Source organism: Streptomyces sp. PsTaAH-124 (assembly GCF_000373685.1).
GTDB classification, from domain to species: Bacteria; Actinomycetota; Actinomycetes; order Streptomycetales; family Streptomycetaceae; genus Streptomyces; species Streptomyces andamanensis.
Genome location: NZ_KB892170.1, coordinates 42,496 through 65,599 on the forward strand (window position 1 = coordinate 42,496; position 23,104 = coordinate 65,599).

Genomic DNA, 23,104 nt, shown 5'->3' on the forward strand with positions numbered 1-23,104 from the left:
TCCGGGCTCGGGACACGGGGCCGTCCGTCCTCCCGTACACGTGCGTCATCGGTCGAAGACGGGGCGCGAGAGAAGAAGGTGGCATGTCGACGTCCCGGAAAGCCAAGCGCCGCCTCTGGCTGCCCGCCGTGGTCCTCGCCCTGGTGGCCTGCGCCCTGGTGCTGACGGGCCACTTCTCCCGGAGCGACGCCCCGCCTTCCGGGGGAACGCCGGTCTCGCACCCGTCCTCTCCGGCGGGCTCGGCGGCGCCCTCGGCGTCAGGGACTTCCGCGGCGTACGATCCCGCCGCCTACGCCTCCGAGGTCCGCACCCAGGCCGGCCGGGCGGGTGTCAGCGCCCGGCTGCTGATGGCGATCCTCTGCAACGAGGCGTACAAACCCCACGATCCGGCCTTCGAGCGGGCGTGGCAGAAGTACAAGCCGGACGCCGCCTTCGGCATCGCGAACATGCACCGCGCCACCTTCGACCAGGTCAAGGAGGGCAGGGACTTCGCCGACCGGCGATGGTCGGAGCTGCCCGACGACAGGAACCTCGCCATCGAGGCGGCGGCGTGGTACCTGCACGACCTCAGGACGCAACTGCCCGCCCACCGGACCGGCTCCCTCGGCGAGGACGAACTGCTGGCCCTGGGCTACAACACCGGCGCGGGCAACATGCTGGCCTTCGCCCGCGGCGTACGGCCCGGCAGCCAGGCCCGGTCCTACCTCGACAAGCTGCATGCCAACTGGTCCAAGGCGGGAAAGGCCGTCGCGCACTGACCGACGTGTCCGGACCGGCGTCCTGACACCCCGGGCGCTGCTCTCTCCCGGCCGCCGCTCGCCACCCCGGAACGGCCCGGAAGGCCGCTGCCTCCGATGCGGCCCGGAAGGCCGCTGCCCCGGGACGGTCCGCAAGCCGCTGTGACAGACGTCACGCGCGTCGCGCCCACGATTCCTGTTGTGCGAGGGTTCGCGCGGGGTCTCCCTGTCGTGGCGCCCGTGGTGCGGAGACCGGAAGGAAGCTGATGCGCGAACAGAGCACGGACGAGACAGCGCTCGTCGCCGCGGCCCGGCAGGGGGATCCCGCCGCGCGGGACCGGCTGGTGTCCGCGTATCTGCCCCTGGTCTACAACGTCGTCGGACGGGCACTGAACGGCCACGCGGACGTCGACGACGTCGTACAGGACACCCTGCTGCGGGCCCTGAGCGGTCTCGACGGGCTGCGGGACCCGGCCAGGTTCCGGGCCTGGCTGGTGGCGATCGCCATGAACCAGGTCCGCCGGAGGTGGTCCGTCGCCCAGCGCAGGCCGCTGCCCCTGGACGCCGCGGCCGTGGACGCGGTCGAAGGCGACTTCGCCGAACTGACCGTCCTGCGCCTGGGACTGTCGGGACAGCGGCGGGAGGTCGCCGAGGCGGCCCGGTGGCTGGACCCCTCCGACCGCCAGGTGCTGTCCCTGTGGTGGCTGGAGGCGGCCGGTGAACTCACCCGCGGGGAGGTCGCCGAGGCGCTGGGGCTCTCCCGCGCCCACACCGGGGTACGGGTGCAGCGGGTCAAGGAGCAACTGGACGTCTGCCGGCAGGTCGTCCGGGCGACGGGATCCCGCGACGGATGCCGGGCCCTGGGCGCGCTGACCCGGAGCTGGGACGGGACCCCCGGCTCCCTGTGGCGCAAACGCATAGCCCGCCACCTGCGCGGATGCGACAGATGCGCGCGGTCGGCCACGGACCTGCTCCCGGTCGACGGACTGCTCGCCGGGATGGGACTGGTGGCGGTTCCCCTCGCCCTGCACGCCGCCCCCCTCACGGCGCACGGCACGGCGGCCCTGGCCGCCCACGGCGGCGCGGCGCACGCGGCGGGAGCCGTCCACCGGACGCTGGACGCCGGGCGACGCGCCGTCCGGCCCGGCACCGCGGCCAAGGGCACGGCGGCCGCGGCGGCGGTGGCCGCCGTCGCCCTCCTGATCACGGTGTACCGGGCACCGGAGAAGGAGCCCGACGCCGCCCCGCCCGTCCGCCCCACGGCCGCCGCCCCCGCCGTCCCGCGACTCCCGGCCTCCCCGGCCCCGGCCACCAGTCCCGGAGCACGGAAGACCGCCGCCACTCCCGCACCCGCCCGCACGTCCGCGCCCGCCCCCGCGTCGGCCCGCACACCGTCCGCCGCCGCACCCTCAGCCGAGACCGAGACCGAGAGCGAGGCCGCGAGCCGCGACGAACTGCTCGACCGGACCAACACGCTGCGCGCACGCGGCGGTTGCGCACCCCTGCGGACCGATCCGCGGCTGACCCGGGTGGCCCAGAGCGACGCACACGCCGTCGCGGCGCACGGCACCGTCGACCCGCCGGACGGCCGGACGGCCGACGTGGGGGAGCGGGTGACGGCTGCCGGGTACGCCTGGACGTCCGTCGGGGAGGCCGCCGCGTACGGGGACAAGGACGCCGCGGCGGTGGCACGGGAATGGGCGGAGGACCGCATGCGTCAGCTCCTGCTGGACTGCCGGTTCACCGACGTGGGCGTGGGCCTGGTGGTCTCGGGCAGCGAGCGCGCGTGGACCGAGGTGCTGGCGGGTTCGTAGTGAGCCGCTCGGGACGCGCGGTCGGGCAGCCCGCTCGCGGACGCCACGGCGAGCGCTTCGCCCAGGCGCAGCACGACCCGTGTGTCGGCCCGGCCGGCCAGGCGCCTGAGCAGCGGTCCGAGCACCGCCTCGTCCGCCGCGGCCACCGCGCGCGTGATGGCCGCGACCAGCGCGTCGTCGTCCTCGCCGCCCGTGGGCGACGTACCCGTGGGCGAGGGGGAGCGCGGCTCCGGCGGCGCGGCGGACGACACCGGTCCGGGGTGCGCGGCGGAGCCGTCCGCCCCCGAACGCGCCGCGGCGAGGGCGTGCACGGCGCGCAGCCGGGCGGGCCCGTCGAGTTCGCCGAGCACGGCCTCGCGGATCCGCGGCCAGGTGTCCGCCCGTGCCCAGACGCGCAGACGGCGCCAGGCCGTCACACCGGAGCACCCCAGTTCCCCGGTGCGGGCGGTGTGCCAGGGGATGCCCTCGCGCAGCACGTGCAGCACCACGGACAGCACCACCCGGTCGGGCACGGGCCTTCGGCCCGGGTACCGCGACCGCCGCTCGGCGGGCGGGGGCAGCAGGGGAGCCACGCGTGCCCAGACCCTCGCCAGGGCCGAACGCGCCGCCGCCTCCCGCGTGTCGTACGGATCCGCGAGCCGCACACCCTGCCGCTCGCTGTCGGCCGGATGCCGTGGGCACACCGGCTCCCGGGGCGGTACCGGCGTGGTCCCGGGCGGTGAGGTGCGCGCCGCCGGGCGGTCGTGATGGTGCGTCATGCTGCGGGTGACCCCGTGGCCGTGCGGTCATAACGAAAAATCTCTCCGCCGCCGTGTCGTCCGCGCGGGCCCTGTCCGGCACCGTCCGCACGACGGCCGTTTCACAATGAGCCGCGGAAATAAAGGGTTCGGCAATCTGCGCCGCCACCTTCTTCACGTGCGCATGCCAAGCATGTCAGGGTCCTCGGCAGCGGGCACCCCGGCCGTCCCGGACGAGGGGCCCGCACTCCCCACTCCCCACATCTTCGACTTCCGAGGACCACGCATGCGTTCCGCGCGAATATCCCGAACGGCTCTCGCCCTCGTCGCCGCCACCGCCCTGGCCGCGACCGCCGGCACGGCCGTGGCCGCACCGGCCGGACACACCCCCACGGCGGCGGCCCAGGCGGCCGGCCGGACGTCCGCGACCGTCGAAGCGGCCCAGGCCGCGGCCTTCGCCCACGCCGCCGCCACCGGAGTCGGCACGCAGACCCGGCTCAGGGCCGTCGAGGTGATGGCCGATCAGGACGGCAAGCGGCATGTGCGCTTCGCCCAGCTCTACCGCGGTGTGCCGGTCGTCGGCGGTGATCTCGTCGTCCACCTGGGCGCCGACTCCGCCTACCTCGGGGTGACGCGCGCGGCGGGCAGAGCCGTCTCGCTGCCCTCCACCGCCGCGGAACTCACCCCGCGCGAGGCCGAGAAGCACGCCGCCGCCCAGGTGCGCGGCGGACAGGCCGGCGCGGCCCGGCTGGTGGTGGACCACACGGCGGGCGCGAGCACCCTCGCCTACCAGGTCGCCGTCACGGCCGCGGACGGCGCCCCCGACGCCGCCCGGACCGTCCTGGTCGACGCGGCCACCGGCAGCGTGCTCCGCAGCGCGCCCACCGTCGACGGGTTCCTGTCGCCGCAGGTCGTGGCGCGCCTCCAGCAGCGCGGCGAGACCCCGCACCCGAGGACCGCCGCGGGCAGCGCCCTCGTGGGCGCCTCCGGCAAGAGCTCCGGCTACCCGGCTCCCGCCGTCGGCAAGGGCCTGTCCCTCTTCTCCGGCACCGTCACCCTCGACACCACGCAGACGGCCGCCCGGACGTTTCTGCTCAAGGACACCACCCGCGGTGACGCCGAGATCCGCGACGCCAAGCACGCCACCCGCGAGGACGCGAAGATCTTCACCGCGGCCTCCGCGCTGACGGACTCCGACGACACCTGGGGCGACGGCACCACCAAGGACAACGCCACCGCCGCGGTGGACGCCTCGCACGGACTCACCGCCACCTTCGACTTCTACAAGAAGACGTTCGGCCGCAACGGCATCCAGAACGACGGCGCCGGCCCCAAGGGCGTGGTCCACTGGGGCACCGATTACGGCAACGCCGCCTGGTACGACACCTGCCACTGCATGATCTACGGCGACGGGGACGGCCAGACCTTCACCAAGCCGCTGGTCCAGCTGGACGTCACCGGCCACGAACTCACCCACGGCGTCGTCGCGGCCACCGCCGGTCTCGAACCGACCCGGGTCGACTCGCGGGGCAACCAGTACGGTGAGCCGGGCGCCCTCAACGAGTCGCTCGCCGACATCTTCGGCAGCGCCACCGAGTTCAGCACGAACCCGAAGACCGGCAACTACCTGATGGGCGAACAGCTCGGCCTGGACCAGGGCTTCCTGCGCCGCCTGGACAAGCCCTCCCTCGACCGGCTCGAAGGCACCATCGACTACTGGACCGAGTCCACCGCCGACGCCGAGGTGCACGCCGGGTCCGGCGTCTCCTCCCACGCCTTCTACCTCCTCGCCGAGGGCAGCGGCCGCAAGACCGTCAACGGCGTCACCTACGACTCCGCCACCTACGACGGCTCCACCGTCCAGGGCATCGGCCGGGACAAGGCGCTGCGCGTCTTCTACCAGGCCCTGACCCGGTACATGGTCTCCACCACCGACTTCCACGACGCCCGTGAGGCGACGCTGAAGGCGGCGGGTGACCTCTACGGCACCACCAGCACCGAGTACGCCGCGGTCGACAAGGCCTGGGCGGCGGTCGACGTCACCGCCGCCAACCGGCCCTGATCCGCCGCGACCAGACGTCCGGCCCGCCCGGCTGCCACGAGCCGGCGGGCGGGCCGGACCTCCACCCGCCCAGCGCGCCCGCGGTCGGCGCCGGTCCCGGGGCGGGTGCACCCGGGCGGGCCGTCCGCGCAAGGACGGTCCGCCCGAAGTGACCGTCGCCGCCGGTGTGCGCGCGGCCGTACTGTGGCACTCCGGCCGCACTTCGGCGGGCCGGGCCGGGGACCGGAACGGACCCCCGGTGCGAGCGCCCGGCGCGGGGCCAGGGAGGACGACGATGACGGCGACGGCACAGGACCGCGGAGGCACGGGCGGATCCCCGCTGCGGGTGCGGCAGCTGCCCCCGCGGGTCCGGGCCGCCGTACTCGCCCTGCGCGGCGGACAGGAGGAGAGCCGCGCGCCCTCCCGGTGCTGGCACCCGGCCGCGCTGCGCATGCGCCCCGTGCTGCGGTCGGCGGCATCGGCGGTCCCGTCCGGACATGTGCTCCTCGGCGAGGTGCGCTACCGGTACCGGGGCTGGAACGAGGGCGATCCGGCCCAGGACGCCCTGGCCGCGCTGGACGAGCTGACCGCGGCCCACGGCGAGGTGCCCGTCGTGCTGATCGGGCACTCCATGGGAGGCAGGGCCGCGCTGGCGGCATCCCGTCACCCCCAGGTCACCGGCGTCCTGGCGCTCGCTCCCTGGGTGGTCGAGGACGAACCTGTCGACCAGCTGCGCGGCAGGAGCCTCGTCGTCGTGCACGGCGACCGGGACCGGGTGACCAGCCCCGCCGCCTCCGTCGCCTACGTCCGGCGCGCCCGCGCCCGCGGCGCGTCCGCCGGTGCGGTGCTGGTCCGGGGCGGCGACCACGCGATGCTGCGCCGGGCCGGCCTCTGGCACCGGTCCGTGGCGGAGATCACCGCGGACCTGCTCAGCGACGGGGAGGGCGGGGAACTCGGCGCGCCGGGCCGCACGCCCGAGGACGGACCGCGGACCGGGCTGGCCGCGCGGAGCATGACGAGCACCGACCCGGTCATGGTGTAGGCGGGGTGACCGGTCCCGGTCCCGGACGGGTGGAGAAGGATCCGGGACCGGGGGGAGTCATACCTCAGCGGAACGCCGCCACATGGCGCGCCGCCCAGTCGGCGAAGGAGCGCGGGGCGCGGCCGAGGACCCGTTCGACGTCCGGGCTGACACGCAGCTCGGCCGGGTTCGGCGAACCGAGGATGTCCAGGGTGTCGTCGGCCAGCTCCGCCGGCATGCTCTGTGCCATGGCGTCCCTGGCCTCCGCGCGGGTGAGCTCCTGGAACCTCACCGGTGAGCCCAGCGCGTCGGCCAGGGCCCGCGCCTGCTGACGAGGAGTGATCACCTCCGGGCCGGTCAGCTCGTAGACGCCGCCGGTGTGGTGGTCGTCCAGCAGGCAGGCCGCCGCGACCGCCGCGATGTCCGCCGGGTCGACGACCGGCACCCCGATGTCACCGAAGGGCGCGGCGACGAGCTGCCGCGTGCGCACGGACTCGGCCCACCACAGGGCGTTGGAGGCGAAGCCGCCCGGCCGCAGGATCGACCACTGGAGACCGGACTCGCGCAGCGTGTCCTCCAGCGCGCGCATCGCGATCCGCGTGGCACCGAAGGGCCTGGTCACCACGCCCAGCGTGGAGAGCAGGACGACCCGCCGGACCCCGCTGCCCGCCGCCTCCCGGACGATGTCGGCGGGGCTGGCTCCGGCGGCGTGCAGATCGCCGGAGAGCAGCAGGAACAGCGCCTCGGCCCCCTCCAGCGCGGGCTTGAGGCCGGCCGGCTCGGACAGGTCGGCCACCCGGTGCCGGACCCCGTCCGGCACCGGCGCCGGACGCCGCGACACGGCCGTCACCCGCTGTCCCGCCTCGGCCAGCGCCCGCGTCAACGGCCGGCCGATGTTCCCCGTGGCCCCGGTCACGACGATCATGAAAAGCTCCTTGCAAGAGATGGTTCGTCAGAAGTTCTGTGCGCTCGTCACGCTAGGAGCTTGGGCTAACTTTTGGTAAGGACGTACCTCCGGGTAAGCTCATGACATGGCGGGAGGCGTGCAGGACAGACAGGCCGGGGCGGGGGAGCGGTATGACGTGTTTCACACGGACTGCCCCGCGCGCGACGTGGTCGACCATGTGACCAGCAGGTGGGGCGTCTGGGTGCTGATCTCCCTGCGGAACACCGATCTCCGGTTCTACGAGCTGCGCGAGAGCATCCGGGGCATCAGCGAGAAGATGCTCGCCCAGACCCTGCGCGCGCTGGTCGAGGACGGCCTGGTCTGGCGGAAGGTCGAGCCGACGACACCGCCTCAGGTCACCTACGGGCTGACCGAGTTCGGCCGGGACGTCGGCGAGCCGCTGACGGACCTCTTCGACCGGATCACCCGGCGGCTGCCGCCGGGCGACACGCAGGACCGCTGACCACGGCCGTCGCCGTGGCGAGACGCTCGGCGCGTCCGTACGTGCCCCCGCCGGAGCCCCGGGAGCCGGGCGCGGCTGTGGCCTGCCGGGCGGCGTCGGCTAGGGTGAGGCACATGTCTACGCCCCGAATCTCCTAGCTGAGGACCCGCTTCCACGCCAGAAGTGTGTCCTTTCGCTTTTTCGGAGCGTCATCCCGTGATCACTGTTCGCGATGCCGAGTTGCGTGCGGGCGCCCGCCTGCTGCTCTCGGGAATTTCCTTCACCGTCTCCCCCGGTGACCGTATCGGCCTGGTCGGCCGCAACGGAGCGGGGAAGACCACCTTGATGACCGCCCTCGCCGGACGGGCCGAGCCCGCCGCCGGGACCATCACCCGCACCGGCGCGGTCGCCCACCTCGCGCAGGACTCCCGCGCCGCCGACCCGGCGGTCACGACCCTGGACCGGATCCTGTCCGCTCGTGGCCTGGACACGGCGCTGCGCCGCCTGCGCGCGGCCGAGACCGCGATGGCCGGGGCCGCCTCGCCGGGCGACCTGGAGCGGGCGATGCGTGCCTACGCCGGGGCCGAGGCCGCCTTCCAGGCCGGCGGCGGGTACGCGGCCGAGGCCGAGGCCGCCCGTGTGGCGGCCGGTCTCGGTCTGCCCGAGCGGGTGCTGCCCGAGCCGGTCGGCGACCTCTCGGGCGGCCAGCGGCGCCGGGTCGAGCTGGCCCGGATCCTGTTCGCCGGCCACGACGGCGTGCTGCTGCTGGACGAGCCGACCAATCACCTGGACGCCGATTCCCTCGGCTGGCTGCGCGCGTTCCTGCGCGAGTACCCGGGCGGTCTCGTGGTGATCAGCCATGACACCGCCCTGCTCGCCGGTGTGGTCAACCGGGTCTTCCACCTGGACGCCACCCGGGCGGCCATCGACGTCCACAACACCGGCTGGGCCGCCCACCTGACCCAGCGTGCGGCGGACCGGCGACGGCGGGAGCGGGAGCGGGCGAACGCCGAGCGCAAGGCCGCGGCCCTGCACACACAGGCGGAGCGGATGAAGGCCCGCTCGGCCACCGCCGCCATGGCCCGCAGCATGGCCCGGCGCGCGGACCGCATGCTGGCGGACCTGGAACCGGCCCGCCGCACGGAGAAGACCGCCAGGATCCGGCTGCCCGAGCCGCTGCCGTGCGGCCGGATGCCGCTGGGCGCGGTCAGCCTGACCAAGTCCTACGGCGGCCGCCGGGTGCTCGACGGCGTGGACCTGGCCGTGGACCGGGGCAACCGCCTGGTCGTGCTCGGCCTCAACGGCGCGGGCAAGACCACCCTGCTGCGCGTCCTCGCCGGAGCCGAGCGGCCCGACACCGGTCGTGTGGTGCACGGGCACGGGCTGCGGCTCGGCTACTTCGCGCAGGAGCACGACACCCTCGACCCCGGGCGCACGGTCCTACAGAACCTGTCCGACGCCGCCCCGCACCTGACGGAGGGCGAGGCGCGGCGGGTCCTGGGCGCGTTCCTGTTCGGCGGGGACGACGCGGACAAGAGCGCCGGGGTCCTGTCCGGCGGGGAGAAGACCCGCCTGGCGCTGGCCGGGCTGGTCCACTCCGGTGCCAACGTGCTGCTGCTGGACGAGCCGACCAACAACCTCGACCCCGCCTCCCGCAGCGAGGTCCTGGCGGCCGTCGGCTCCTACCCGGGCGCGATCGTGATGGTCACCCACGACGAGGGCGCCATCGACGCGCTGCGCCCCGGCCGCGTCCTGCTCCTGCCGGACGCGGACGAGGATCTGTGGAGCGAGGACCACCGCGCCCTGGTCGCCCTCGCCTGATCCGCCCCGCCCGCGCTCGTCCGCCGGGGCCGTCTCCGGGTCCGGCGGACGAGCGGCGGGGCCGCAATCTCAGAGTCCTCTGATCCGTGCCCGCTAGCGTCCGCCCCATGGTGCGCGACTACCTCATCATCGGGGCCGGACCGGCCGGACTCCAGCTCGCCGCTCTGCTGGAACGCGAGGGACGCGACTACGTCGTCCTGGAGCGGGGGAGCGGGCCCGGGACGTTCTTCACCCGCTTCCCCCGGCATCGGCAGCTCATATCGATCAACAAGGTCAACACCGGTTACAGCGACCCGGAACGCGACCTGCGCATGGACTGGAACTCGCTGCTCACCGACGATCCCGCGCTGCGGCTCACCCGGTACACCGAGCGCTACTTCCCGGCCGCCGACGACCTGGTGCGCTATCTGGACGACTTCGCCCGGCGCACCGGCGCCCGCGTCGAGTACGGCGTCCGGGCCGCCTCCGTCTCCCGCGACGACGACGGCTTCACCGTACGCGACGACACCGGCCGGACCTGGCGGGCCCGGCGCCTCGTCGTCGCCACCGGCCTGTCCCTGCCACACATCCCGGACATCCCCGGCATCGAGGAAGCCGAACGCTACACCGACTTCGACACCGACCCGGCCTCCTTCACCGGCCGGCGGGTGCTCGTCCTCGGCAAGGGCAACTCCGCGTTCGAGACCGCCGACTCCCTCATGGAGAAGGCCGCCGTCATCCACGTCGCCGGACCGCACTCGCTGAAACTGGCCTGGCAGACCCACTTCGTGGGCCATCTGCGCGCGGTGAACAACAACTTCCTCGACAGCTACCAGCTCAAGTCGCAGAACGCCGTCCTGGACGGCACCGTCGAGCGGATCGAACGGCGGCCGGACGGCGGCTACCGGGTGGAGTTCCGCTACGCCCGGACCACCGAACGGCTCCGCGAACTCCACTACGACCGCATCGTGGTCTGCACCGGATTCCGCTTCGACGCCTCGCTGTTCGACGTCGGCTGCCGCCCGGCCCTCGCCGTCGACGGCCGCTTCCCCGCCCAGACCTCGGCCTACGAGTCGGTCGACGTACCCGGCCTGTACTTCGCCGGTACGCTCACGCAGCAGCGCGACTTCAAACGCTCCACGAACGGCTTCATCCACGGCTTCCGCTACGGGGTGCGCGCCCTGCACCGCATCCTCGGCGCCCGCCACCACGCGACACCCTGGCCGGCCCGTACCCTGCCCGCCGCGCCGGAGGCCGTCGCCGACGCTCTCGTGGAGCGCGTCAACCGCTCCTCCGGCCTGTGGCAGCAGTTCGGCTTCCTCGGCGACGTGGTCACCGTCCACCAGGACCACGCCCTCTACCAGGAGGAGGTCCCCCTCGACTACGTCACCGACGGTGAACTCGGCCCCGCCGCACATCGGTTCGTCGTCGACCTGGAGTACGGGCCCGACCACGACCACGTCGACCCGTTCGACGTCACCGTGCCCCGCGTCAGCGAGAACGACCCCGAACACGCCATGGACGCCACCTATCTCCACCCCGTGGTGCGCCACTACCGCGACGGCGAACTCGCCGGGACCCACCACCTGGCGGAGAACCTGGAGAACGACTGGGACATCCCGGCCGTCCACCGGCAGCCGCTGGCCGCGTTCGTGAAGTCCTGCCTTGGCTGAGCAGTTCCCCGGCGCCGTCCTCGACCTCCTCGAAGCGGCGGGCGACCGCCCTGTCTTCGAGCACGGCGACCGGGTCGTCACCGGACACCGGCTGCTGGCCCTGACGGGGCGGGTGACGAACGGCCTGCGCGCCCGAGGCGTCCGCCCCGGCGACGGCGTCGCCCTGCTGCTCGGCGTCGGCCCCGAGGCGTTCGCCGCCGTCCTCGCCGCCCACACCGTTGGCGCCCGCGTCGTGGGCGTACGACCGGGCCTCACGCCACGCCAGCGCCAGCACGTGCTCACCGGCACCGCCTTCCGCGTCACCGACTCCCCGGACGGCGCGGCCGGTGCGCGGCCCGGCACCGTCCTCGCCCTGGACGACCTGCTCGCCACCGGGGACGACGGACGGCGCCCGCCGGTCTCGGCCCGGCCGCAGGACATCGCCCGGCTCCTGCACACCAGCGGCAGCACCGGCGTCCCCAAGGCGTGCGCCCAGACCTACGCCGCGATGACCGCGGCCTGGGCCGCGCACCCCGACCGCTGGCCCCCCGCCGTCCGCGAACTCGCGCCGCGGCTGGAACGGTTCCTCGTCTTCGGCACCCTGGCCAGCCAGGTCATGATGGAGTACGGGCTGCTCGCCCTCGCCGCGGGCGGCACCCTCGTCACCGCCGATGCCCCGGCCTTCCCCGACAGCTTGGTGCGCCACCGGGCCACCGGAAGCGTCATCACCGTGGCCCGCCTCACGAAGCTCGTCGCGAGCGTCCGGGCCCGGCCCGTGGACCTCGGCACACTGCGCGCCCTGATGGTCTCCGGCTCCCCGGTCGACGCCGCCCGGCTGCGCGAGGCGGCCGACGTGCTCGGACCGGTCGTCTTCCACGGCTACGGCCAGACGGAGACCGGCATGATCTCCATGGCCACCCCGGACGACGAACCCGGCTCGCTGGGCGTCCCCCCGGTCGACCTGGAGGTCAGGGACGACGAGGGGCGGTGCCTGCCGCCCGGAACGGACGGCGAACTCTTCGTGCGCACCCCCTCCCAGGGCTGCGGCTACCTGGGCGAACCCGCGCTGAGCGCCGAGGTGTTCACCGGCGGCTGGGTCCGCACCCGCGACCGCGGCCACCTCGACGCCGAGGGCCGCCTCTGGCTCACCGGGCGCGTCCGCGACGTGATCATCGTCAACGCCCAGGTGTACTACGCCGGTCCCGTCGAGCGGGTGCTCGCCACGCACCCGGCGGTGGGGGAGGCGTACGTCGTCGCCGTCCCCGACGACGACACCGGCGAGGCCGTCCACGCCTTCGTGGTGCCCGCACCGGGACGCCTTCCCCGACTCGGCGAACTGCGCGCCCTGGTCACCGCCGAGCTGGGCGAGGCCACCGCCCCGACCCGCCTCACCCTCCTCGACGAGGTACCGCTCACCCCCGCCGGGAAACCCGACAAGAGGCGCCTGGCGGAGGCTGGTTGACGGCTCATGGGTCCGTCAGCCGTACTGCCCGCCGGGCTCCGCCGACACGTGCCGCGCACGCGTCGGCGGAGCCCGGCCCCGTGTCAGCGCCCCTCCGGCACCCCCGGCGCGAGGGCCCCGGCGCGGGACGGGCCGAGGCGTGCCCGCTCCCGCCGGTCGATCCAGTGCAGCAGCGGGGTCGCCATCACGGTGGTGACGACGGCGACCACCACCAGCGCGCTGAACAGCGCCTGGGTCACGATGCCCGCCGCGAGGCCCAGATTGAGCGCGATGAGCTGCATCAGCCCCCGGGCGTTCATCAGCGCCCCCACCCGCAGCGCCACCGGCCCCGGCTCCCCGGCCAGCCGCGCGGCGAGCCAGCACGCGCCGAACTTCCCCGCCACCGCCACCAGCACGCACCCCAGGGTCAGCAGCAGCACCGGCCCCGAGCCCAGCAGGGCGAAGTCCGTGTTCAGCCCCGAGTAGGTGAAGAACAGCGGCAGGAACACCGTGCCCACCGGCTTCAGCGTCTCCACCGTGTGGTCCAGCCGCTCCGAGCGCGGGAAGACCAGCCCGAGGCAGAACGCCCCGAACACCGCGTACAGCCCGATCTCGTCGGTGTACCAGGCCACCAGGAACAGCGCGCCGACCAGCACCGGCAGCAGACTCTCGGGCGCCGCCCGCTCCGCGAGCCGCACGGTGCGGCCGTGCAGACGCGTCACCACCCCCAGCACCACGACGAGCCCCAGCGCACCGGCCACGGCCAGCGACACCAGCCCCGCGCTGCCCCCGGAGATGCTGAAGACACCCGCGAGCAGCACCCACGCCACCGCGTCGTCCACGGCGCCCGCACCGAGCGCCAGCGACCCGAACCGGGTCCCGGCCAGGCCCTGTTCGGCGATGATCCGCGCCAGCATCGGGAACGCCGTCACCGCCAGCGCCACCCCCACGAACAGCGCCGACACCACCAGCGGCACCCCCGGCGCGAGCGTGCCGGTCCGCTCGCCGACGGCGGCGACCAGCACCGCCCCGAGCACCACCGGCACCAGCACCCCGGCCGCGGACACCAGCGCGGCCGGGCGGGCGACCCCGCGCAGCCGGTCCACCCGGAAGTCCCAGCCGACATGGAACATGAACGCGACGAGGCCGATCTGCCCCACCACGTACAGGACCGGCCGCGACTCCGCGGGGAACAGCCGTGCCTCGACGCCCGGCAGGAGGGCGCCGAGCACCGAGGGGCCCAGCACCACGCCCGCGAGCATCTCCCCGACCACGGGCGGCTGCCCCACCCGCCGCAGCAGCCCCGAGACCAGCCGGCAGACGGCCAGGATCACCACGACGGCGAGGAAGAACACGGGGGCGAGCTCCGTCGGCTTCATCCGCCGTCACCTCCTGAGCGCGCGACCGGGCACCGGCCGGGCGGGAACCGTTCGAAGTAGCGTGCGGCGGGCCGCTGATGGCGGGCGTGCAGCACCATCACCGTGCCGAGCACGAGCTGCCGCACCCCCCGGGTGACGTCCTCCACGCCGTCGCGCACCCGCAGAAAGCCCCGCAGCGGCGCCAGCCGCCTGCCGGGCTCCAGGCCGCGCGGGACCATGAGGCAGGGCGCGCGGTGCGGGATGGACCGGGTGTGCGAGACCGCCGACTCCAGCCGGAAGCGGCCCAGCACCTCGCGCACGGCGGCCCGCAGCACCAGCGGCGACAGCCGCCACGCCGGACACGGCCGGTTGGCCGCCACCCCGAACGGGATGTGGTGGGCGTCCCTGGCGGACAGCGACGCCCAGCGGTCCGGGTCGAAGACGTCCGGCCGCTCGTAGCCCGTGGCGTGGTAGTCCGGGTAGCTGAAGCACACCACCGAGCCGCGCGGCAGCGTGGTGCGGGCGTCGAGCGGGATGTCGTCGGTGGTGATGCGGTGCGCGATGCCGAACAGCGGATACAGCCGCATCGTCTCGTCGAGCACCTGTGTCAGATACCGGTCGTCGCCCGGGTCGTCCGCGAGCCGCCGCTGCACCCGGGGATGCCGGGCCAGCGCCAGCAGCAGATGCGCGGTCGCCTCCGAGAGCTGCACGACGGCCGTGTTGAAGAACGTGCCCTGGAGGTAGAAGACCTGCTCCTCGGGCGAGAGCGAGGCGGGCAGCCGGTGCGGCACGTCACCGGCCGCCAGCCGCTCGCGCAGATACGCCGTCAGCCGCGCCCGGCGCCGCGGATGGCGCAGCCCCGTGCACTTCAGGGCGCTGATCACATCGTCGGCGTGCGCGGTGATCAGCTTTTGGGCGTGCGGCGGGCACGGCTCGCGGAACACCAGCCCGTAGCAGAACTCCGCCCAGGCGGGCATCACCAGGTCCCGCAGCCGCACCAGGCTGATCCGGTCCGCGGGCAGCGCGTCCAGGGCGGCGGCGACCGCGCGGGCGGCGCCCGCCGCCAGGTCGGCCGAGCCGCCGGCCAGGATCCGCCGGGTCGTCTCGGCCACGTCCTCGTAGCGCGCGCCCGGCTCCAGATGCTCCTGGTGCACCTCGGACCCCGGCGACAGCCAGTACCAGAACAGATCGGACAGACCCGCCCCGGCACTGCGGCCGTTCGCGGCCGGATGGGCGTACACCCGCTCGAACACCTCCGGCCCGTGGGCGGCGTTGGGCAGCGTCACGGCCCGGTCGTGGTTCACCTTCTCGAAGATGCGCACCCGCAGCGCCACCACGGCGCGCGGCAGCCACCACGTGTCCGCCGTCCGCCCGCCGCTCACCGCGTCCCGCCTCTCCGGACGACCATGTCCCGTGTCAGATCGGCGTTGCGGGCGCCGCCGCACAGGGCCAGCGTGTGGTCGTAGTCGTCGCGCAGTTCCGCGAGGACCCGCCGCACGCCCGCCTCGCCCTCGGCGGCCAGGGCCCACAGCACCGGGCGGCCCACCCCGGCCGCCGCCGCGCCCAGCGCGAGCGCGACGGCCACGTCGCCGCCCCGGCGCACGCCGCCGTCCAGCAGCACCGGCACCCGGCCCGCGACCGCCTCGGCGACCGCCGGCAGGCAGTCCACCGAGGCCGGTACGGTGTCGCACTGGCGGCCGCCGTGGTTGGAGACGACGATCCCGGCCGCGCCGTGCTCCACGGCGAGCAGCGCGTCCGCCGGGTGCAGGACGCCCTTCACCAGCACGGGCAGTGAGGTCGCGCCCAGCAGCCCGTCGAAGTCCCGCCAGGTCAGGGCCGGGGACATGGGGATGTCGGTGAGTCCGCCCGGCGGGGCGCCGGGCAGGTCCCGCATGTTCTCGGCGGCACAGCCGGGCGGCAGGTCAGTGAACCCGTTGCGCAGGTCCCGGGTGTGCCGTCCGAACACGGGGGAGTCGACGGTGACCACCAGGGCCGTGCAGCCCGCCTCCTCCGCCCGCCGCACCAGCGCCTCGGTGACCTCGTGGCGCGGATGCGGAGAGAGCTGGAACCACACGGCAGCGCCGGCCGCCGCCTCCCGCGCCGCCGCGGCCACCTCGCCCACCGCGACGGTCGCGGCCGTGCCCGTCACCAGGACGGCGCCCTCGGCGGCCGCGGCCCGAGCCGTGGCCAGCTCGCCGTCCGGGTGCATCAGCCGGTGGAACGCGGTCGGCGCGACCACCACGGGGCCCGCGCCGCGGGCGCCCGGCAGATCGACGGAGGTGTCCCGCCGCTCATTGCCGCGCAGCACCCTGGGCAGCAGCGCGTACCGGTCGAACGCCCGCTCGTTGTCGGCGAGGACGCGTTCCTCGCCCGCGCCGCCCGCCACATAGTCGTAGTGCACCGGGTCCAGGGTCCGGCGTGCCGTCTCGTGCAGCGCGCGCAGCGTCACGGCGCCACCGGGGCGGCCGGGCCGCGCCGGGCGGCGAGGAACGTGCGCAGCGGGCCCCGGTGCACGTCCTCGCTGTCCCACTCGTTCTCCAGGTTCTCCGCCAGATGGTGCTCGGCGACGTCCTCCCCGGCGCGGTACCAGCGCACCACCGGATGCAGATAGCGGCCGTCCAGGCCCGGCGCGTCCCGCCGCGCGGAGCGGCCCGCCGACACGTCGAACGGGTCCACCCGGTCGTGGTCGGCCCCGTACTCCAGGGTGACGACCGCGTACGCGGCCACCTCCCCGAAGTCCCCGGCGCGCACGGCCTGCGCCACGTGCCCGACCGGGACCTCCTCGGCGTGGCGCAGCGTGCCGTCCGGGGCGAGCAGCAGCAGGTCGCCGAGGACGCCGAACTGCTGCCACAGCGCGGAGGACCGGTTGACCCGCTCGATGATCCGGTCGACGGCCGCCCCGGTCTCCGGGCCCAGCTCCGCCACCGGCCAGGGCTCGCCGTGGTGGCGCCGGCGCAGCTCCCGGTACAGGGCGCGCACCGAGTAGCGGAAGCCGTGCACGAAACCGGTGGTGGACTTCTTGAAGTCGCGGCCCTGCGTCAGGGTCCCGGCGAAGTACAGCCCCGGCACGTTCACCGACTCACCGACCGGCGTCAGGGCGGGGAACCGGCCGTCGATCACCGTCTCGGGCGTACAGGTGGCGTCGAAGACCGACGCGTCGAACCGGAACCCGGTCGCGACGATCACCCGGTCGTAGCGCAGGTCCTTCACCACCTCGTCGGCCCGCTCGAAGGCCACCGGCACCCGGAAGCCGTCCCCGTCCCGCCGGATCTCCAGGACCCGCCCGTCCAGCAGCGCGTTCTGCGACTTGAGCTGGTAGCTGTCCAGGAAGTTGTTGTTCACCGCCCGCAGATGGCCCACGTAGTGCGACTGCCAGGCCAGGCGCAGCGAACCGGAGCCGACCAGGTGGATGACCGCCGCGGTCTCCATCAGGCTGTCGGCCGTCTCGAAGGCCGAGTTGCCCCGGCCGATCACCAGCACCCGCTGGTCCGTGAAGGACTCCGGGTCGGTGTCGAACGTGTCGTAGCGTTCGGCCAGTTCGATGCCGGGGATCGACGGCACGTTCGCGAGCGGCACCCCGGTGGCCGCCACCACGCGCCGCGCCCGCCAGGTCTCCCCGGCGGCACCGGTCACGGTGAAACCGTCGGCGTCGCGCGAGACGCGCTCCACCGAGGTGCCGTACCGCACGCGGACGCCGGTGCGCTCCGCGAAGTCCGCCAGATAGCGGACCATGTCGTCGGCCGCCGGGAAGTAGCGCCGGCTGTACCGGGTGAACAGCAGCTCGGGATCGTCGCTCAGCAGGGAGTTCCAGTCCATCCGCAGCCGCAGCTCCGGATCCTCGTAACCGGTGTGCACCTTGTTGGTCGAGATGAGGGTGCGGTGCCGGGGGAAACGGGTGAAGAACGCGCCCGGGACGCTGCCGCGCTCCAGGACCACGTAGTCCGCACCGGCACGCTCCAGGGAGGCGGCGAGCTGAAGTCCCGCGGGCCCCGCTCCGATGATCACGTAGTCATGCGCCATGGCCCGGAAGCTATCCAGCGGATTTCAGAGCGCTCTGAGATTCCCCGCCTACCGTTCCGGACGTGCTGACCACCACGGACACCGTCACCCTCACCGGCCCCCTCGCACCCGCCGTCCTGCGCCGCGCGGCCGAGCCCCTGACCGTCACCGTGGACGAAGCGGCCCGCGCCCGGCTCGACCGCGGGCGCCGCCTCTTCCGCGCCCTGCGCGACGGCGACGACGGCACCGGAGAGCGGCCGATCTACGGCGCCACCACCGGCTTCGGCGCCCTCGTCGGCTACCCGGGCCGGGCCGACGAGGCCGACCAGTGCGACAACACCCTCGCCCACCTCGGCGCCGGCCAGGGCCCCGACCTGCCGCACGGCATCGTGCGCGCCGCCCTGCTGGTGCGCGCCCGCTCCCTCGCCCAGGGCCTGTCCGGGGTCTCCGCCGAGGTCGTCGAACGGCTCGCGGCGATGTTCGCCACCACCTTCTCGCCCGCCGTGCCGCGCTACGGCTCCGTCGGCGCCAGCGGCGACCTCGTCCCGCTCGCCTACGCCGCACAGGCGCTGCGCGGCCGGGGCCACGCCTACGCGGACGGCCGCCGCATGCCCGCCGCCGAGGCGCTCGCCGCCACCGGACTGCGCCCCCTCGCCCTGGACGGCCGCGACGCCCTCGCCCTGGTCAACGGCACCTCCGTCACCACCGCCGCCCTGGCCCTGGCCCACGACACCGTCCGCACGGCCCACCGCGCGCTCACCGCCCTGACCTGCCTGCTGGCCGACCTGCTCGGCTGCGACCCGGGCTTCCTGGACGCCGGCCTGCTGCGCGCCTACGGCCACCCCGGCGCCGTCGACACCGGCACGCGCATGCGGCGCCACCTGGCCGGGACCACGCCGTCCGGCACCCGCCCGCTCCAGGAGCCGTACAGCATCCGCTGCTCCCCGCAACTGCTCGGCGCCGCCGAGGACGCGCTGCGCCACGTCGACGCGGTGATCGCCGCCGACCTGGCCGGGGTCAGCGACAACCCGCTGTTCTTCCCCGGCGTGGGGGACCCCGTCCACCCCGACCCGGCGGAGGGACGAGCGGTGCACGGCGGCAACTTCTTCGGGCAGCCCGCCGCGTTCGCCGCCGACCTGCTCGCCTCCGTCACCGCGCAGCTCGGCAATCTCGCCGAACGCCAGCTCGACCTGCTGGTGGACCCGGCCCGCAACGGCGGCCTCCCGCCCATGCTCGCCACCGAACCCGGCGCCCAGCACGGCCTCCAGGGCGTACAACTGGCGACCACCGCCTTCGTCGCGGAGATCCGCCGCTGCGCGACCCCCGCCGCCATGCAGAGCCTGCCCACGAACCTCCACAACCAGGACATCGTCCCGTTCGGCACCCAAGGCGCCCTGCGCGCCCACGACATGGCCGAACTGCTCGGCCTGCTGTGCGGCTCCCTCGCCCTCGGCCTGCGCCAGGCCGTCCACGTCGGTGCCAGACGGCCCACCGCGCCCCGGTGCGCCGCCCTCCTCGACGCCCTCAGCGCCGCGATCGACCCGGTCGACCCGGACCGGCCACTGGACGAGGACGTACGGACAGCGGCACGGCTGCTCGCCACCCACGCCATGCCCTGACCCCGCGGTCCGCGGCCACCGGCGGCGACGGCGCGCTCTGCGGCAGCCGCAGCGTGAACCGCGCGCCGTGCCCGGGACGGCCCGCCGCCACGACCGTGCCGCCGTGACTCGTGACCACCTCCCGCAGCAGGGCGAGCCCCAGCCCGTACCGGCCGCCGCCGCCCCGGTGGAAGCGCCGGAACAGCCCCTCGGCCTCACCGGCGTCGAAACCGGCGCCGGTGTCCGAGACCGTCAGCACCACCGTCGAGCCCGAACGGGACAGCGCCAGCTCGATCCGGCCGCCCGGCGGGGTGTGGGCGATGGCGTTGGCCAGCAGCTCCCCGACCGCCCGGCGCAGCGCGGACGCCACCCCGTCGACCCACAGCGGATACGGCGGCCCGTCCACCCGTACGGTCAGCCCGCGCTCCCGTACGCGCTCCGCCTCCTCGGCGGCCGCCGAGCGGACCAGGGCCGTCAGCTCCACCCGCCGCCGTGTCGCCCGCCACGCCGGTCCGGCCGCGAGCGTCGCCGACGACAGCAGATCGTCCAGCACCTCGCCGAGCCGTCCGACGGAGGCGACCAGCCGGACCAGACCCTCCCGGTGCGCGGGCGGCAGCCCCTCGGCCGCCGCCCGCCGCGCCAGCACCTGCGCCCGCGTGTGCACCCGGGTGATCGGCGTACGCAGCTCATGACTGGCGTCCGCCACGAACCGCCGCTGCCGGGCCAGCGCCTCCGCCAGCGGCGCCACCGCCCGGCGCCCGAGGACCGCGCCGGTGACGCCCGCCGCGGCGAGACCCACCGCCTCGGCCACCCCCAGCGCGAACCACAGATGGCTGCGGTCGGCGAGCGGGAACCGCAGGTCGAACACGGCCTGCACCACGGCGCCGTCGTCCCGGACCTGCGTGCGCACCAGATACACGGCGTCCCCGCTGCGCACCGTGCGCTCCACCGGCGCGCGGCCCCGCCGCACCCGGTCCAGATCGGTGCGCAGGGGGAATCCGGCCGGAGCGTTCGGCAGGACCGCCGCACCCGGGCCGTACAGCCACATGCACCCGGGCGGCCGCGACAGGTCGCCGTGCGCCGCGCCGAAGCGCACCTCGCGGCGCACCTGGTCGTCCTGCGCGTGTGTCATCACGGCGTACGCGACCCCGCCCACGACGGTGACCAGCAGGGTGATGATGGCCCCTGTGGTCCAGGCGATCCGCCGCCGCGCCCGGCGCACCGCCCCGTCGCCGCCGTGCTCCGGCTCCCTCACAACGCCCCCAGCCGGTAGCCCAGTCCGCGGACCGTGCGCACCGCCCTGCGGCCCAGCTTGCGGCGCAGGTAGTACACATAGGTGTCGACGATGGACGGCGCGTGCGCCTCCTCGAAGACGATCCGGCGCAGCTCCGCCCGCGAGTACACGGTGTCCGGGCGGCGGGCCAGCGCCCACATCAGCGTGAACTCCCGCGCGGCCAGGGCGATCCGCTCCCCGTCCGCCAGGACCACCTCGCGGCGCCCGACGTGCAGGCGGCCGGACCCGATCCGCAGCACATCGGTCGCCTCCAGCGATCTTCGGCACAACGCCCGTAATCTGGCGGTGAGTTCGTCCAGATCGAAGGGCTTGACCAGATAGTCGTCGGCGCCCGCGTCCAGACCGTCCACCCGGTCGTGCACACTGCCCATCCCGGTCAGCAGCAGCACCGGCGAACGCACCGGGCGCGACCGCAGCCGCCGCAGCAGATCGAGGCCGTCCACCACCGGCAGCCGCCGGTCGATGACGAGCACGTCGTACGTACGGGTGAGACCGAGGTGCAGGCCCCGCTGCCCGTCGGCCGCGACGTCCACCGCGTACCCCTCGTCCTCCAGCACCTCGATGAGCAGCCCGGCCAGCTCCCGGTCGTCCTCGACCAGCAGCAGCCGCCAGGGATCCCGCGTGTGCTCCTGAGTCACAGTGCCCTCCCTCGCCCCAAGTCTCACCTGTCAACGCCCTGGTGACACATGTGGGTTCCGGGCAGGCGTCCAGGAGACAGGGTGCCGCCGCACCGGCCCGCGACGGGCGGGTTCACGCCACCGCACACCTGTCGGCAAAACCCCGCAAGGCGGACACACACAGACACGGCACGGACCCTTGGACGCACACCTGAGGCCCGCCCCGGACGGTGCCGAAGCGGACCTCGTCGATGTCGGACCGGTCAGCCGGGCGGACGAGCGGCCGGCGCACGGACGTGTGCGGGGTCCGTGGGGGGGGCGGTCAGAACCAGTGCAGGCAGTGCGGGGCACGCTCGGCACGGAAGAGCGCGTCGGCGAGGGCGGCCGCGCCGGGGCGGTGGGCCCGGATGTGTCCGGCGCGCACGAGCGTGCTCGGGGCGGTGCCGCCGAGGTAGACGGAGCCCAGGTCGCTGATGTCCAGGAACAGGTCGGGATCCCGGTCCGTCGGGACGCAGTCGGCCTTGCCGTCCCGGACGGTCAGCAGGTGGCGGTCGTGCTCGCCGAGGAACGGGTCCTGGACGTCCAGGACGAGCTCGCCGTCCAGGGACCAGCCGCGTGCGGTCAGCGCGCGGGGGACGTCCAGCAGACGGACCCACAGCCAGTCGGTGTCGCCGCTCACCTCACCGGCGCGCAGGTCCGCGAGCTGCCAGCGCAACGGGTGACCGGGCGGGACGTGTTTGAACACGACCTGGGAGACCAGGTCGTGGCCGAGCACGAACCGTGCCAGGGCCGTGAAGACGGCGTCGTCGGTGGCGATGGTCTCGTCGACCGTCAGGGTGCCGGACTCGATCGAGTAGCTGGCGTACCCGTCCGGGACGCCGTCGGTGTCCCGGTGGACGGCGACGTAGCGCGGCGCCGGGGAGACGGGGGGCTGCCCCGCGCGCCGGGCCCACCAGCGGTGCGGCCGGGACAGCGCGCCGGGCTGGGTCCGGCGGTACCGGTCGTAGACCTCTTCCAGAAGCTCCCGGCACTCGGCACGGCGCAGGATCTCGACCGAGCCGCCGTCCGGTCCGGCCCCCGGTGCGCCGGTCACCGCGCCTCCCCGGGGAACGGCGAGGGCGGCCCGGTGGCGCGGCACCGTCAGCCGCGACGTGTGGGTGGCCGGTCCGTAGCCGAACCTGCGGTAGATCAGGGCCTCGGAGGCCAGCAGCACGGAGAGGAACTCCCCCCGCGCCCGCACCTCCTGGAGCTGATGACGCATCATCGAGCTGAGCACACCCTGGCGCCGGTGCGAGGGCAGGACGCCCACGGCGGTCACCCCGGAGACCGGGACGGGCCTCTCACCGGGCAGGGTCAGCTCGAAGGGGTACGTGGCGGCGGTGCCCACAGGCCGCCCGTCCGCTGTCCGGGCGAGCAGACAGCGCTCGGCCTCCAGCGCCGACCACCACAGCCCGCCGCCCTCGACCGGGGTCTCCGGGAAGTGCCCGAACGCCGCGTGGACGGTGCCGACGAAGGCGTCGAAGTCCTCGTCGGTCGTGGTACGGATATCCATTGCTGCCGCTGCCTCCTCGGGTTACCGACACCACGACTCGCGGTGTCTGCGCACA

18 protein-coding genes are annotated in these 23,104 nt (G+C 74.7%); 9 read left to right on the plus strand and 9 right to left on the minus strand.

The window, feature by feature from the left end; genetic code table 11:
• Nucleotides 1-83 precede the first annotated feature (83 nt).
• Entirely contained in the window at nucleotides 84-758 is a 675-nt protein-coding gene (locus B086_RS0117705) for a hypothetical protein (protein WP_018567767.1), read from the plus strand.
• A gap of 245 nt (nucleotides 759-1,003) precedes the next feature.
• Nucleotides 1,004-2,551, plus strand: a complete 1,548-nt coding sequence (locus B086_RS0117710; RefSeq protein ID WP_018567768.1) for a sigma-70 family RNA polymerase sigma factor — start codon at nucleotides 1,004-1,006, stop codon at nucleotides 2,549-2,551.
• Here the strand turns inward: B086_RS0117710 and B086_RS41965 are convergent.
• Complete coding sequence (locus B086_RS41965) at nucleotides 2,455-3,309, minus strand: transposase (protein WP_051115854.1); 855 nt, start codon at nucleotides 3,307-3,309, stop codon at nucleotides 2,455-2,457. The genes B086_RS0117710 and B086_RS41965 overlap by 97 nt on opposite strands.
• A 265-nt stretch (nucleotides 3,310-3,574) precedes the next feature.
• Here B086_RS41965 and B086_RS0117720 point away from each other — a divergent pair, with 265 nt between their 5' ends.
• Together B086_RS0117720 and B086_RS0117725 are read left to right on the plus strand one after the other, a co-directional pair.
• Nucleotides 3,575-5,350, plus strand: a complete 1,776-nt coding sequence (locus tag B086_RS0117720; RefSeq protein WP_018567769.1) for a M4 family metallopeptidase — start codon at nucleotides 3,575-3,577, stop codon at nucleotides 5,348-5,350.
• Between the two features lie 274 nt (nucleotides 5,351-5,624).
• Entirely contained in the window at nucleotides 5,625-6,371 is a 747-nt protein-coding gene (locus tag B086_RS0117725; protein WP_018567770.1) for an alpha/beta hydrolase, read from the plus strand.
• A 64-nt stretch (nucleotides 6,372-6,435) separates the two neighbouring features.
• Here the strand turns inward: B086_RS0117725 and B086_RS0117730 are convergent, their stop codons facing one another.
• Nucleotides 6,436-7,275: an SDR family oxidoreductase gene (locus tag B086_RS0117730; protein ID WP_018567771.1), complete on the minus strand. Its 840-nt coding sequence runs from the start codon at nucleotides 7,273-7,275 to the stop codon at nucleotides 6,436-6,438.
• A gap of 106 nt (nucleotides 7,276-7,381) precedes the next feature.
• Between B086_RS0117730 and B086_RS0117735 the strand changes: the two genes are divergently transcribed.
• The 4 genes from B086_RS0117735 (at nucleotide 7,382) to B086_RS0117750 (ending at nucleotide 12,652) form a co-directional block, all read left to right on the plus strand.
• Entirely contained in the window at nucleotides 7,382-7,759 is a 378-nt protein-coding gene (locus tag B086_RS0117735) for a winged helix-turn-helix transcriptional regulator (RefSeq protein WP_018567772.1), read from the plus strand.
• A gap of 195 nt (nucleotides 7,760-7,954) precedes the next feature.
• Entirely contained in the window at nucleotides 7,955-9,559 is a 1,605-nt protein-coding gene (locus B086_RS0117740; RefSeq protein WP_026252528.1) for an ABC-F family ATP-binding cassette domain-containing protein, read from the plus strand.
• Nucleotides 9,560-9,666: 107 nt separating this feature from the next.
• Entirely contained in the window at nucleotides 9,667-11,211 is a 1,545-nt protein-coding gene (locus tag B086_RS0117745; RefSeq protein ID WP_018567774.1) for an NAD(P)-binding domain-containing protein, read from the plus strand.
• Nucleotides 11,204-12,652 (plus strand): class I adenylate-forming enzyme family protein, encoded by a 1,449-nt coding sequence (locus B086_RS0117750; protein WP_018567775.1) that lies wholly within the window; start codon nucleotides 11,204-11,206, stop codon nucleotides 12,650-12,652. The genes B086_RS0117745 and B086_RS0117750 overlap by 8 nt, the downstream gene beginning before the upstream one ends.
• Nucleotides 12,653-12,735: 83 nt before the next feature.
• On the opposite strand, the gene B086_RS0117755 is transcribed toward B086_RS0117750, so the two are convergent.
• From B086_RS0117755 to B086_RS0117770, 4 genes are read right to left on the minus strand one after another with little or no spacing between them, the layout of a single operon-like run.
• On the minus strand, nucleotides 12,736-14,010 hold the full coding sequence (locus B086_RS0117755) for a cation:proton antiporter (protein ID WP_018567776.1): 1,275 nt from the start codon (nucleotides 14,008-14,010) through the stop codon (nucleotides 12,736-12,738).
• A complete protein-coding gene (locus tag B086_RS0117760) occupies nucleotides 14,007-15,371 on the minus strand; it encodes a cytochrome P450 (RefSeq protein ID WP_018567777.1) in 1,365 nt (454 codons plus the stop codon). The genes B086_RS0117755 and B086_RS0117760 overlap by 4 nt, the downstream gene beginning before the upstream one ends.
• Nucleotides 15,368-16,438 carry an alpha-hydroxy acid oxidase gene (locus B086_RS0117765; RefSeq protein WP_018567778.1) on the minus strand — a complete coding sequence of 357 codons (1,071 nt, stop codon included), beginning with the start codon at nucleotides 16,436-16,438 and terminating at the stop codon, nucleotides 15,368-15,370. The genes B086_RS0117760 and B086_RS0117765 overlap by 4 nt, the downstream gene beginning before the upstream one ends.
• The gene (locus B086_RS0117770; RefSeq protein ID WP_018567779.1) at nucleotides 16,435-18,009 is read right to left on the minus strand and encodes an NAD(P)-binding domain-containing protein; all 1,575 of its coding nucleotides are present in this window, start codon (nucleotides 18,007-18,009) and stop codon (nucleotides 16,435-16,437) included. Before B086_RS0117770 ends, B086_RS0117765 begins: the two co-directional genes overlap by 4 nt.
• Nucleotides 18,010-18,071: 62 nt before the next feature.
• Here B086_RS0117770 and B086_RS0117775 point away from each other — a divergent pair, with 62 nt between their 5' ends.
• Nucleotides 18,072-19,607 (plus strand): aromatic amino acid ammonia-lyase, encoded by a 1,536-nt coding sequence (locus B086_RS0117775; protein ID WP_018567780.1) that lies wholly within the window; start codon nucleotides 18,072-18,074, stop codon nucleotides 19,605-19,607.
• On the opposite strand, the gene B086_RS40180 is transcribed toward B086_RS0117775, so the two are convergent.
• From B086_RS40180 to B086_RS0117790, 3 genes are all read right to left on the minus strand, one after another.
• Nucleotides 19,513-20,841: a sensor histidine kinase gene (locus B086_RS40180; protein WP_018567781.1), complete on the minus strand. Its 1,329-nt coding sequence runs from the start codon at nucleotides 20,839-20,841 to the stop codon at nucleotides 19,513-19,515. The two genes, B086_RS0117775 and B086_RS40180, sit on opposite strands and share 95 nt — an antisense overlap.
• Nucleotides 20,838-21,518 carry a response regulator transcription factor gene (locus B086_RS0117785; protein WP_018567782.1) on the minus strand — a complete coding sequence of 227 codons (681 nt, stop codon included), beginning with the start codon at nucleotides 21,516-21,518 and terminating at the stop codon, nucleotides 20,838-20,840. The genes B086_RS40180 and B086_RS0117785 overlap by 4 nt, the downstream gene beginning before the upstream one ends.
• 301 nt (nucleotides 21,519-21,819) lie before the next feature.
• Nucleotides 21,820-23,049, minus strand: a complete 1,230-nt coding sequence (locus tag B086_RS0117790) for a GNAT family N-acetyltransferase (protein WP_018567783.1) — start codon at nucleotides 23,047-23,049, stop codon at nucleotides 21,820-21,822.
• Nucleotides 23,050-23,104 lie beyond the last annotated feature (55 nt).